Genomic DNA, 13,017 nt, shown 5'->3' with positions numbered 1-13,017 from the left:
TTTTCTTAAAATTTGACCAATAAAAGATGCGAAAATTGTTAATAAATTAAGGTTTTAATGTCTTAGGGAGGATTTAGAAAATAGAAAGACAGTTATTTATAAAATAAAGGGGGCTAATTTGCCCCCTTTATACTTTATATTATATGTGGTCTACACTCTTATTTGTCCATCTCCAAATACATAGTATTTGTTGGTGACCAATTGTTTTAGGCCCAATGGACCTCGGTGGTGTAATTTATCGGTGCTAATGGCCAGTTCTGCTCCGACCCCCATTTGACCTCCATCGGTGAATCGGGTAGAGGCATTCTGATATACTGCGGCACAATCCACACTTTCCATAAAAACCTTTGCCACATCATTGTTCTCTGTCATAATGGAAGCAGAGTGTCCGCCAGAGTTTTTATTGATTATTTGTATGGCTTCATCAATGTTGTTTGCTGCTCCGATCACACATTTCATGGCCAAAAATTCTTCTTGCCAGATTGCTTTATCGGTGATGGTATCTTCATTAGTCAGAACCTTTTTAACTATAGGGTCCACTATAATGGAGACATTGTTCAGTGTGAGTACTTCCTTCAATTCCTTAAGCTTGTCCTCATAACCTTCAATTTGGGTATCCATTAAAATTTTGTCCAAAGCATTACAGGCCGAAATTTTATGGGTTTTTGCATTTAGGATCACTTTTAAACTTTTTGCCCAGTCCGCTTCTTTGTGCACATATAGGAAATTGTTCCCCCGACCGCTTATAAGAACTGCACATTTGGCATGCTCTTTTACAAAAGCGATTAGTCGTTCACCTCCACGAGGAACAATAAGGTCCAAATCTTGGTCTGGATTTCTTAAAAATTCCTGTGTCTGGGTTCTGTCCATTTCCAAGAACTGGATAAAGTCCTTTGGCAATCCATTTTCGGACAATGCTTGGTGCCAGAACTTAACAAGGGCTTTATTGCTATGATAGGCTTCTTTACCTCCTTTGAGCAATATTTTGTTATTCGCTTTGAACGCAAGTACGGCAGCTTCTACTGTTACATCTGGACGTGACTCATATATAATCATAATGGTTCCGAACGGTGCTGTTCGGTTGATGATTTCCAAGCCATTGTCCAGTTCCCTTGTGGAAATTTCCTTGTTAACAGGGTCTTCCTGTATACGAACCTCCTTAACTGCCTGAATCATTTGGTCAACCTTTTTTTGGTCAACTACCAAACGGTCGTACAAAGCCTGATCGTCGCGATTGAACGCGTCCAGGTCTTTTTGGTTTGCTTGGAGCAGCTCATCCCGATTTTCATCGAGTATTCGCTCCATATCTTGTAAAACTTTATTTTTTAAATCTGTATTTAATAATTTCATTACTCTGTTTTTGAAACTTCTGTTCCTACATTCTTTCCTTCTATAATATCAAGGAGTACGTTTTCTCTCTTTCCGTTCACAATAAAAGAGGGGATGTTCGCAGCTGCCGCTTTTTGGGCATAATTTAATTTGGAACCCATTCCACCACGTCCTTCACCTTCTTGTTTGTTTCCTTCTTCAATATACTTGTCCAGATCTTCTTTTGGTTCAACTTTGTTTATAACCTTTGAGTCTTTTTTATCTGGATGTCCATCGTAAAGCCCATCAATATCCGTCATCATAATAAGCTTATCGGCCTTCATCAATTGTGCTAATAATGTAGCGAGTTCATCATTGTCCGAAAACATGGACATGGATACTGAAACGGCATCATCTTCATTGGCAATCGGTATTACTCCTTCGGAAAGGAGGCCTACAAGACAGTTAATCATATTGTCTCTATGGACCCCAGGGTTAAAATCCCTTTTGGTGGGCAATACTTGGGCACATTTCATACCGTAATCGTTAAAGATGTTGTAATAATGCCTCATCATCCTGGGTTGCCCAATGGCAGAATACACTTGCCTACGTTGCGTTTTATCTTTGATTTTTGCTTTGCCCAATACCTCCTTGCCGGCAATTACCGATCCAGAGGATACTAAGATGGTTATGATGCCTCTTTCGTAAAGCTCCGCAATTTGTTGTACCAAATTATTGAGCACAGGTCTTACAATTCTGTTGTCTTTGTTGGTCATCACATTTGTTCCTACTTTGATGACCACTAGTTGTTTATACATATTTAGTATTCTTCGCCAAGTTCTACAGCTCTTCCAAATGCTGCAAAGGCGGCTTCTTTGATTAATTCATTTACATTGTTGTCTTCCATGGAGTCCAAGGCAGCTCTGGTTGTTCCTCCTTTGGAGGCAACCATTTCCATCCAAGTATCGGGGTTATGGCTGTTCTGGTTGAACAACTCTACCGCACCGGTAAAAGTTTGGCTCACCAATACTTTGGAAACGTTTTCGGAAAAGCCCATTTGCAGTGCAGCTTCCATCATACTTTGCATAAAGTAAAAAACGTATGCCGGACCACTCCCGGAAATTCCAGTGGATGCATCAATGAATTTTTCATTCTTCACCCTGAGCGATTTTCCTGTAGTGTCCAATAGGCCTTCCACCATGAACAGTTCCAATCTTGAAACCTCTTCGGCAGAAACATAACTTGTGAGACCCTTACCAACTTGTGCCGGTAAGTTGGGCATAGCCCTGACCACTTTTTTGATTCCCAAGGATTCTTGGATATAATTGATGGTAACTCCTGCCATTATGGAAATGAACAATTGTTCTGGATTAACCAGTTTTTTCATGCGTTGAAAAAGTTCTTCGGCATGATAAGGTTTTACGGCTAAAAAAATAATATCTGCTTGTGGTACACAGTCTTCTATCCTGTCAATAGCGTCGAAATAAGCAATTTGATTCACTTCTTCCAACTTTTCTTTTGACTTGTCCAAGACCATTATGTTGCGTTTTTTCAACAATTTGGACTTAGACATACCTGTGGCATAGGTAAGCCCCATGTTACCTGCGCCAATAACCAATACTTTCATTTGTTTTATTAAGAAATTAAATATTCTATTATAAAGGTGTTATGCCAATACATTACATTCTTTGCAATCCTTTACTTTTCCGTCATAAGTTTCACGGTATTTGTGCAAGGTGCGAACGGGGAGTCCCATGATGTATTTTCGAATGTAAGTTACCTGGGTAGTAAGTTCCCCCATTTTAACACTATAGCGTTTTTCATATTTCGTTTCTCTTTTAATCTTTGAAAGTTTCATTTTGTTGTTGATACTTTGATTAATAATTTTATTGGTCTTCCTGTTCGAGTAGGAATTGCTCTTTGTATTGCGCTTTTTTTAATGTTCTACGACGCTCTACAGACTTTTTGGTGTATTCTTTGTGACTTCGAATTTGGTCTAAACGCTTGGTGTTCCTATATTTTCTTTTGTAGCGTTTTAGAGCCCTTTCGATACTCTCACCTGACTTAACTTCAATTTTTAGCATATTATGTTTTATCTGTTCAATCTCATTTCTAAATGGGTTGCATTGAACCCTTTGTTTTCAAAAAATTTTATATTCGGATACTGGTTTTCACTTGTAATATGAATGGCTACATCGCCTTTGCAATATTGAAGGGTGTAATCCAATAGTTTTTGTTCAATATCATTACCTCTATACTTCCTGTGTATTACAAAGAATACTAAGAAATTTTCCGGAATATAGTCTCCCATACCTGTTTTGTTCACAACGGCCAGTCCCAGAATTTCATCTTTCTCTTCCATTGAAAAAACATATCCACCCAATCCAGGTATATCTTTTGTGGAATATTGAATTGCCTTTCTAATAGCGTTCTTCTCGGCTTTTTTTCCTTCTTGATAATTAAAAAGGAAATTAGTAAACCGGTCTGCCTCCATTGTAGAAAGTCTTGTATAGGCATCGTAGGTTTTGATTACCATGCTTTTGTTTTGAACGATAACGGTTCTATTTTTTTGTTAATGGTTACAAATAGGGAATAATGGAAATGTATAGACACCCCATTGTCGCTAGTTTACTTCCTAGGTTAAGGGAAGATAATTATAAGGTAGGCGGAATGAACTTATCTGGCTGGTTTCTGAATACCAGATAATTAAAACTTAGGATTCTACAATTTTTTCTCTCGTGGAGCTTGACGTTCATTTGAACAAAGGTAAGTAATGTTACCCTTAAATCCCAATAATAGTGGGGTTTATGTTTTTTATAACGTTTGTAAGCCTGTAAATTGAAGTATGAAAAACGTTATAGTGAACCTTGTATTTTGTTGGTCAAAAATACTAAATGAAATAAAAAAAGCTCCGATTTCTCGGAGCTTTATGCGGTCTGGACGGGACTCGAACCCGCGACCCCCTGCGTGACAGGCAGGTATTCTAACCAACTGAACTACCAGACCAATGATTTTATCTTTAGAAGACTCCGACTACAGTCGGATTCAAATCTTGTTCATTGCTTTTTTAAAGCGAGTGCAAATATACACTCTCATTTCGGATTCGGCAAAACATTTTTTTAAAAAAATAATCAAACAAATTTTTGCCTTTCAATCATAAACGAATTCAACACTTGGGAAAAATCCGATCTTATGTCAACCGCTACATATTTTATTTGGTATTGAGCGCATTTCAATCTTATGTCCTTTTGGTATTCCAACACTTTTTCAGAATAGGCTTTTTTAATAGAATCGGCATATAGATCTATATGTTCACCGGTTTCCACATCTACAAATCGTTTGGGAACATTGTCAAAATCAAAATTAAGTTCATGCTCTTGATCTAAAAGATGAAAAAGAACCACAGCATGTTTATTGTATTTTAGATGGCGCAACGCTTCAAAAAGTTTTGTGTCCTCTGTTTCTGTTTGAAACATATCCGTAAACAGAAAGATAAGGCTCCTTCTGTGGATTTTTTCAGCAATTTGATGCAGAAAGGTATAAGTCTTGGTCTCTTTAGCGTGATTTTTATTCGCCGCTACCTCATTTAATTTGGTATAGAGCATCTGAAAATGCCGTTCACTGTTCTTTTCTGAGGCATGGAAATCATAGGTGTCGGAATAGATGCTAAGTCCCACAGCATCGCGTTGTTTTTTTAGAACTTGCATTATAGCCGCAATGGAAAGCACGCCAAACCCAATTTTATTTAGATTGTTCAAAGACAGTTCTTTTAGTTCGGGATAATACATGGATGCCGAATTATCCAATATCATATGGCAGCGGAGATTGGTTTCGTCTTCAAAACGTTTGGTGTATAGACGGTCTGTACGGGCGTAGAGCTTCCAGTCTATGTGTTTGGTGCTTTGACCGGGATTGTAAATTTTATGTTCGGCAAATTCAGCAGAAAAACCATGAAATGGACTTTTATGGATACCACTAATGAATCCTTCAACAATTTGGTTTGCCAAAAGTTCCAAATTTTTAAAAAGTCTTGCTTTACTAAGTTCCGATCGTAAGTCCATATCTTGTTTCTTCGGACAAGATAAAATAAAAAAGGCTTGGCATTTGCCAAACCTTTTTTAAAAATAAGTTTATTATACAGTTTTATAAAGCTGCATCAATAGCATCTGTATAAACTTTTTTAGGAGATACGCCTACTTGACGGTTAATAACCTCGCCATCTTTAAAAACCAAAACAGTAGGGATGTTACGTACACCGTATTTAGCGGCAAACTCTTGGTTGGCATCAACATCTACCTTGCCAACAACAGCTTTGCCGTCATATTCTTGTCCTACTTCTTCAATAATCGGACCTACCATTCTACAAGGTCCGCACCATGCTGCCCAAAAATCAACTAGGACAGGCTTGTCGCTTTTTAAAACTACTTCGTCAAAAGTTGCATCTGTTATTTCTAGTGCCATTTTATTTATTTTAATATTATACAAAGTTAGTCAAATAATGCCCATGTAACTTACATAGAAAGTATTCATTTTAATTATTGCACCATTACTATTAATTATGGTTCTAATTTAATTTATAATGAATCTCATGGGTTTCCAATTCGGAAAGTAATTCGCTGTTTATCTTTACTTTCTGTTTTCTGCTGGACAAATTCAACTTGATTTCCTCTTTCATCTCATAAATTACAAAACTTATGGGATGATCACCTTTGTGCAATGTTAAAGTGTCCTTAAGTGTTCTGATACGTTGTTCTTGAAGATGATCTATGTTCAGTTTGATGGTGAGTTTCTTTGCAAAGGCATCCATTACATCCTGAAGTTGCTTAAAATCGTTGAACTGTAGCCTTGGGTCGCCTTTTTTTCCTGTATCACGGTTTACCCAGCCCTCACGAACATAGGCTCTGACATGTACAAAGGAATTAATCATTAAAAAATGGCGGAATTTTAAGTACTCCTCGCCAAAGATTCGAAGTTCAAACGATTCGTTGTAATCTTCAAGGGTAAAGAGTCCCCAGCCCTTACCATTTTTGGAAACACGGTGCTGCACATCGGTGATTACTCCTGCAACCGTTAGTTCCCTGTTCACAAATTCTTCCAATCGGGAAAAATCGCTCACCGTGTTTTTACAGAAAGCCTTTATTTCTTTTTTGAAGTCATCCAACGGGTGACCCGAAATATAAATACCTACCACTTCTTTTTCGCGACGAAGCTTTTCCATGGTGCCCCATTCATCACAAGGTGGAACAATGGGTTCAGGGATCTGTACTTCGCTTGCCTCTCCAAACAGGCTTACTTGTGACGAATTTTGGTTCTCTTGGAACTTGGAACCATATTTAACAGCTTTTTCCAAGAAAGAGACGCCATCGCCATCATCATGAAAATATTGAGCACGGTGCGTATCACCGAACGAATCGAATCCCCCGGCCAAGGCCAGGTTCTCGAATGCTTTTTTGTTGGCGGCTCTTAGATCTACACGTTTTGCTAGGTCAAAAATAGATTTGTAAGTTCCATCCTTTCTGTTTTCCACAATGGTCTCCACTGCAGAACGACCAACCCCTTTAATGGCACCCATGCCAAAACGTACCGCATTGTCTTTGTTCACGGCAAATTTATAATAGGATTCGTTTACATCTGGCCCTAGAACTTCCAGTCCCATACGTTTACATTCTTCCATAAAAAAGGTCACCTGCTTTATGTCGTTCATATTATTGGACAACACAGCAGCCATATATTCGGCAGGGTAGTGGGCCTTTAAATATGCCGTTTGGTAGGCGATGTAGGCATAACATGTGGAGTGGCTCTTGTTAAAAGCATAGGAGGCAAAAGCTTCCCAGTCCTTCCATATTTTTTCTAGCACATCCCGCGGATGACCATTTTTCTCCCCTCCGTCCAAGAACTGGGGTTTTAATTTTTCAAGTAGGGCAAAAATCTTTTTACCCATGGCTTTTCGTAAAACATCGGCATCACCTTTGGAGAATCCCGCCAGTTTTTGGGAGAGCAACATTACCTGCTCTTGGTATACGGTGATTCCATAAGTTTCCTTAAGATACTCCTCCATATCGGGGAGGTCGTATGTGATTTCTTCTTCACCGTGTTTACGGGCAATAAAGCTGGGAATGTATTCCATCGGCCCCGGTCTGTAAAGGGCGTTCATGGCAATAAGATCATCAAAAACCGTAGGTTTCAGGTTTTTCATGTGTTTTTGCATCCCTGGAGATTCATATTGGAATATACCTACGGTGTCTCCTCTTTGGAAGAGTTCGTACGTTTTTTCATCATCCAATGGAAAATCATCCGGCACTAAATCTATTCCTTTTCGTGCCTTTACGATTTTTACGGTGTCCTTGATCAAGGTCAAGGTTTTAAGTCCCAGGAAATCCATTTTCAACAGGCCGGCGCTTTCTACTACGGAGTTATCGAACTGGGTAACGTATAGGTCTGAATCCTTGGCGACGGAAACAGGGACAAAGTTGGTTATATCATCTGGTGTGATGATTACCCCGCAGGCATGGATTCCAGTGTTTCGCAAAGAGCCCTCCAGTACACGGGCCATTTTAACGGTTTGTCCTTCCAAATCGTCGGTCTCGGAAATATTCAGGAGCTCGTGTACTTTTTCAAGTTCATCGGCACGGAATTTTTTCTTTAACACTGCCTCATCAACCCCGAATATTTTGTTGAGTTTGGACATGTTGGGTATTAACTTGGCAATGCGGTCGGCATCACTTAAAGGCAAATCCAATACACGTGCAGTGTCCCTAATAGACGATTTTGCAGCCATGGTACCGTACGTAATGATTTGCGCCACTTGGTTGGCACCGTATTTATTGATTACGTAGTCCATCACGCGGCTACGGCCTTCGTCGTCAAAATCGATATCGATATCGGGCATGGATACCCTATCCGGATTGAGGAACCGCTCAAAAAGCAGATCGTACTTTAAAGGGTCGATGTTGGTAATCGTTAAACAGTACGCAACTACCGATCCTGCTGCCGACCCTCTTCCAGGTCCCACGGATACATCCATGTTCCGAGCTTCGCGGATAAAGTCTTCCACAATCAAGAAATATCCTGGATAACCTGAGTTTTTGATAATTTCCAATTCAAAATCTATCCGATCCCTGATTTCGTCGGTTAGTTCTCCGTAGCGTTTTTCGGCCCCTTTGTAGGTAATGTGTCTTAGATATGCATTTTCACCTCGGTTGCCACCATCTACTTCATCTTCTGGATCCTTAAACTCCTCAGGAATACCAAATTTTGGAAGCAAAATATCGCTGGCAAGATCATAGGGTACAATCTTGTCCACTATTTCCTTGATGTTCAAAATGGCTTCGGGCATATCCTTGAACAGCTCCTTCATTTCGTCCGAAGACTTAAAATAATACTCTTGATTGGGCAATCCGTAGCGGTAACCTCGACCACGGCCAATAGGGGTGGATTGCTTTTCTCCATCCTTTACACACAATAAAATATCATGCGCATCGGCATCTTTTTTATCACAGTAATAGGTATTGTTGGTAGCTACCAGCTTTACATTGTGTTCTTTTGCCATTTTTACCAATACTTGGTTCACGCGGTCTTCATCTTCTTGGCCGTGGCGCATAATCTCAATGTAAAAATCGTCGCCAAACTGTTCCTTCCACCATAAAAGAGCTTCTTCGGCCTGTTTTTCGCCAACATTCAGAATTTTGTTGGGTACCTCACCATATAGGTTTCCAGTGAGCGCGATTACGTTTTCCTTGTACTGCTCAATAATTTTTTTATCGATTCTCGGTACATAGTAAAATCCGTTGGTGTAGGCAATGGAAGACATTTTGGCCAGATTGTGATACCCTTTTTTGTTTTTGGCCAAGAGTACGATCTGATGCCCATAATCTTTTACATTTTTATTGGTGTGATCTTCACAGACGAAGAATTCACAACCTACTATGGGTGTGATTTCTTTTTCGGTGGGTTGTTCACCATTGGCTATGAGTTCCTCGTTTTTGGCCTTTACCGCTTTGTTGTGTCCCATCACTTCTTTTACAAAATGAAAGGCGCCCATCATATTGGCGTGGTCGGTAAGGGCAACGGCGGGCATGCCATGTTTGGTAGTAGCTTTTACCAAATCTTTTATGTTGATGGTGGATTGAAGCACCGAAAACTGCGAGTGGTTGTGCAGGTGGACAAAAGGTTCCTCCTCCAATGTTTCCACATTTTCCTTTATTTCCTCATCAGAAACTCCTCCAGTGTCTTCTGCCCAAAGGGCATCTGCAATCTTTTTTGAAGCTGCTTTTAGGTTGATGTGTTTTAGCCCAATGAGTTCTATCTCTTTTGGGTTGGCCTCAGAGAAACGCTCAAAATAGTCAGGCTGAACATCGAGTTCTTGGTAAGAGTACTGTTTTTTACGGATCAGTTCCAAAAAGCAACGAGTAGTCGCTTCAACATCTGCCGTTGCATTGTGTGCCTCGGAAAAGGGTTCTCCGAACAAAAATTCGTGCAGTTCGGTAAGGGTAGGTAACTTGAATTTACCACCTCGACCTCCGGGTATTTTACAAAGTTCCGCGGTGTGTTCGGTACAGGTATCGAGAACGGGGAGTTGGGTCATTGGACTTTCTACGCCTTCACGATGGAATTCACACCCCATAATGTTGATGTCGAAGCCCACATTTTGACCCACTACAAATTTGGTTTGCTGTAATGCTTGATTGAAGGCTTCCAAAACTTCATTCAACGGTACGCCTTTTTCCTCGGCCAATGCAGTGGATATGCCGTGTATCTGTTCTGCTTCGTAAGGGATGTTAAACCCTTCCGGTTTTATTAAAAAATCTTGGTGCTCGATCAAGTTTCCAAGGTCATCGTGCAACTGCCACGCTATCTGAACGCATCTTGGCCAGTTATCTGTGTCGGTAATAGGAGCGTTCCAACGCTTGGGCAAACCTGTGGTTTCCGTATCAAAAATTAAGTACATAAGTTATCCGTCTCGGTAAAATAAAGGAAAGAATAAAAGTACGTAAGAAGATGGATTTGGTAAAATAGAGTTGTAAGGAGTTATCAACTAAAAAAGCTGGGAGATATTCCCAGCTTTTTGATTATTATATAGTGACTTTTGGAATTATGAAACTGCTGTTTCAAAAAGGTTTACTTTCTCTAAATTTTCCCTGATCGCGTTTCTATGTCTCATTAAAAGACTTTCAGTGGATGGTGGCAGCACAAAATCTTTGTCGTGGAGAATGTCATTATAGGTTTCAATGGCTTCTTTTTCACCGCGTTGTACTTCTTCCAGCATCGCCTCTTCATTGTTTGACGTAAATAATGATTTAAAATTGATCCATGATCTATGCAATGTTCCCTTAGCACTTCCACCTTTATCCGGTTCTTGGCCAAAGGATACGATTTCTGCTTTTAATTCGTGACCAAATTTATATCGCTGTTTAGCGCTGTTCTGGAAAAAATCTTTTAATGTTTTATTATCAACTTTTTCTGCGGTTTGTTTAAAGCCTTTTTCCGCATCATAGGTTCTTTCCAAAAGTTCATTCAATTTGTTTGACATTTCTACAGTATACTTCATAATATCATCTTCATTTTTAAGTTTGTGGCTGTCGGCTTTCGACAACGACTATAAATAAATTACAGATAATTATCAGAATACCAAATGGTTGAGATGGTTTAAAATAGGTTTAACATAACGACCGTTACTTGTTAAAGGGATTTAACTTTTTTTTGTTGAAACGCTGTCCTATAAGCAAATAAATGTATATTTGCACCCGCTTAACGAACAAGCGATTAAAAAGAATTAATAATCAGGGTCGGGCACCCTACAAATTAATGTGATATGCCAGTTAAAATTAGACTTCAAAGACACGGTAAAAAAGGTAAACCATTCTACTGGGTAGTTGCTGCAGATGTTAGAGCTAAAAGAGATGGTAAATTCTTGGAAAAACTGGGTACTTACAACCCAAACACCAATCCAGCAACAATCAACCTTGATGTTGATGGTTCGGTAAAATGGTTACAGAACGGTGCACAGCCAACAAATACTGCTAGAACTATACTTTCTTATAAAGGAGTGATGATGAAACATCATTTGCTGGCCGGTGTTCGTAAAGGTGCGATGACCGAAGAGCAGGCTGAGGAGAAATTCAAAGCGTGGTTGGAAGAGAAAGAACAAAAAATCCAAGACAAGAAAGATGGTTTGAGCAAAGCGGAAGCAGAAGCAAGAGCCAAAGCATTGGAAGCTGAAAAAGAAGTAAGTGCTAAGAGAGCTGCCGCTGCATTGCCAGAAGAAGAAGTAGTTGAAGAAGCGGCAGAAGAAACTGTTGAAGCTGCAACTGAGGAAGCTACTGCAGAAGCACCTGCCGAAGAAGCTCCTGCAACTGAGGAAGCTGCCAAAGAAGAAGAATAGAAATTAAGACGATGCGCAAAGAAGAATGTTTCTATCTGGGCAAAGTCGTTTCAAAATATAGTTTTAAGGGGGAGGTGTTGGTTAAATTGGATACCGATGAACCCGAACGCTACGAAAAAATGGAATCAGTGCTTGTTTCACTAGGAAACAATCTGATTCCATTTTTTATTGATAGATGTCGCTTGCACAAATCCAACCTGCTTAGAATCGATTTTGAAGAAGTGAAGGATGAACCTACAGCAGATAAGCTTATTGGTTCAGAACTATACTTGCCACTTACCATGTTGCCTCCATTAACAGGCAATAAATTTTATTTCCATGAAGTAATAGGCTTTACTTTGATGGACGAGGTGTATGGAGATATAGGTGTTGTTGAATCGGTAAACGACAGTACATCACAAGATTTGTTCGAAGTGAAAAAGGGTGACAAAGAATTGTTGATACCCATTAGTGATGCGATCATTACCAAGGTGGATAGGGAGAATAAAACAATACATGTAAAAACACCAGAAGGGCTGGTAGATTTATATCTAAATTGAAAAGTATCCTAAATAGAAAAAGGAGGCGAAATTGCCCCCCTCTTCCCTTAATAAAACTAGACGAAATTTTATTTTTTCCACTTGCCTCCACCAAAGTAGAATCCAAGGGATATACTGAAATATGAGTTTTTAATCTCTGCTCCTTCGAACAATTCGGTCTTGCCAATAAGGTTGTAAGTAGCAGCCAATCTAAATTTACCTGCTTCAAAACCTGTTCTAATAAGACCTCCAAACTTTCCATCTACTTCAAATTCTGCATCTACTAATTCAGTGTCGACACTTGTGCTTAAGTTGCCAAGAGTGCTGTACCCAACACCACCTCCAAGAAATGGAGCAAAAGAAGAGGAGCCTGAATTAAAATAATAATCAAATGTACCGATATAGGACATGCTTGCGGTTAAGTCAGCCTCAGTTTCTCCTACATTTTTGGCCATGGCAGCAGATTCCAAACGAAGACCAATGTTCATATTGTCCGCAATATTGTACTTAGGCTCTATAGCGATTAAAACACCACCACCACCGCTAGGCATAGTGTAGCCTAAATCTAATCCAAAACGGAATTTACCTTCTTCTTGTGCTTGGGATACCTGTGTCACGGCCAGCATAAGTAGGAATACAAATAAGATTTTTTTCATAATTTAAAATTCTAAAGTTTAATTAATTTGGAAATGATTTTATCCGGGATTACCCCGAAAATTGATTGCGAAATAACCATTTTCAACTGAAGAATTGACCATAGAATTAACGGATGGGGCATATCAATTAACGGATGATGGGTTTGGGTTGATA

The 13,017-nt window shown here is 39.5% G+C and carries 13 protein-coding genes and 1 tRNA gene; 2 read left to right on the top strand and 12 right to left on the bottom strand.

Features of this window, described 5'->3' with window-relative positions:
* Window positions 1-150 precede the first annotated feature (150 nt).
* From MWU56_RS09420 to MWU56_RS09370, 11 genes are all read right to left on the bottom strand, one after another.
* On the bottom strand, window positions 151-1,350 hold the full coding sequence (locus MWU56_RS09420) for a glutamate-5-semialdehyde dehydrogenase (RefSeq protein ID WP_247043958.1): 1,200 nt from the start codon (window positions 1,348-1,350) through the stop codon (window positions 151-153).
* Window positions 1,350-2,126 (bottom strand): glutamate 5-kinase, encoded by a 777-nt coding sequence (gene proB, locus MWU56_RS09415; RefSeq protein ID WP_247043956.1) that lies wholly within the window; start codon window positions 2,124-2,126, stop codon window positions 1,350-1,352. The genes MWU56_RS09420 and proB overlap by 1 nt, the downstream gene beginning before the upstream one ends.
* Window positions 2,127-2,128: 2 nt before the next feature.
* The gene (proC, locus tag MWU56_RS09410; protein ID WP_317236551.1) at window positions 2,129-2,959 is read right to left on the bottom strand and encodes a pyrroline-5-carboxylate reductase; all 831 of its coding nucleotides are present in this window, start codon (window positions 2,957-2,959) and stop codon (window positions 2,129-2,131) included.
* Window positions 2,960-2,974: 15 nt separating this feature from the next.
* Window positions 2,975-3,166 (bottom strand): hypothetical protein, encoded by a 192-nt coding sequence (locus tag MWU56_RS09405; protein WP_247043953.1) that lies wholly within the window; start codon window positions 3,164-3,166, stop codon window positions 2,975-2,977.
* A 28-nt stretch (window positions 3,167-3,194) separates the two neighbouring features.
* Window positions 3,195-3,392 (bottom strand): 30S ribosomal protein S21, encoded by a 198-nt coding sequence (rpsU, locus tag MWU56_RS09400; protein ID WP_247043952.1) that lies wholly within the window; start codon window positions 3,390-3,392, stop codon window positions 3,195-3,197.
* A gap of 8 nt (window positions 3,393-3,400) precedes the next feature.
* Complete coding sequence (locus MWU56_RS09395) at window positions 3,401-3,844, bottom strand: GNAT family N-acetyltransferase (RefSeq protein WP_247043951.1); 444 nt, start codon at window positions 3,842-3,844, stop codon at window positions 3,401-3,403.
* 396 nt (window positions 3,845-4,240) lie between these two features.
* Window positions 4,241-4,314, bottom strand: a tRNA-Asp gene (locus MWU56_RS09390).
* Between the two features lie 125 nt (window positions 4,315-4,439).
* Window positions 4,440-5,369 carry a DUF58 domain-containing protein gene (locus MWU56_RS09385; RefSeq protein ID WP_247043950.1) on the bottom strand — a complete coding sequence of 310 codons (930 nt, stop codon included), beginning with the start codon at window positions 5,367-5,369 and terminating at the stop codon, window positions 4,440-4,442.
* 82 nt (window positions 5,370-5,451) lie between these two features.
* Window positions 5,452-5,769, bottom strand: a complete 318-nt coding sequence (gene trxA, locus MWU56_RS09380) for a thioredoxin (protein WP_247043949.1) — start codon at window positions 5,767-5,769, stop codon at window positions 5,452-5,454.
* A 103-nt stretch (window positions 5,770-5,872) separates the two neighbouring features.
* A complete protein-coding gene (dnaE, locus tag MWU56_RS09375; protein WP_247043948.1) occupies window positions 5,873-10,255 on the bottom strand; it encodes a DNA polymerase III subunit alpha in 4,383 nt (1,460 codons plus the stop codon).
* Window positions 10,256-10,399: 144 nt separating this feature from the next.
* Window positions 10,400-10,855, bottom strand: a complete 456-nt coding sequence (locus MWU56_RS09370; protein WP_247043946.1) for a ferritin-like domain-containing protein — start codon at window positions 10,853-10,855, stop codon at window positions 10,400-10,402.
* 264 nt (window positions 10,856-11,119) lie between these two features.
* Between MWU56_RS09370 and MWU56_RS09365 the strand changes: the two genes are divergently transcribed.
* Both MWU56_RS09365 and rimM read left to right on the top strand, forming a co-directional pair.
* A complete protein-coding gene (locus MWU56_RS09365; RefSeq protein WP_247043945.1) occupies window positions 11,120-11,689 on the top strand; it encodes a 30S ribosomal protein S16 in 570 nt (189 codons plus the stop codon).
* Between the two features lie 11 nt (window positions 11,690-11,700).
* Window positions 11,701-12,228: a ribosome maturation factor RimM gene (rimM, locus tag MWU56_RS09360; protein WP_247043944.1), complete on the top strand. Its 528-nt coding sequence runs from the start codon at window positions 11,701-11,703 to the stop codon at window positions 12,226-12,228.
* Between the two features lie 68 nt (window positions 12,229-12,296).
* Here the strand turns inward: rimM and MWU56_RS09355 are convergent, their stop codons facing one another.
* A complete protein-coding gene (locus MWU56_RS09355; protein ID WP_247043943.1) occupies window positions 12,297-12,863 on the bottom strand; it encodes an outer membrane beta-barrel protein in 567 nt (188 codons plus the stop codon).
* Window positions 12,864-13,017 lie beyond the last annotated feature (154 nt).

Source organism: Allomuricauda sp. F6463D, assembly GCF_023015965.1.
Classification (GTDB): domain Bacteria; phylum Bacteroidota; class Bacteroidia; order Flavobacteriales; family Flavobacteriaceae; genus Flagellimonas.
Note: the sequence above shows the minus strand (reverse complement) of the source record. Positions and strands in the feature narration are given on the sequence as shown.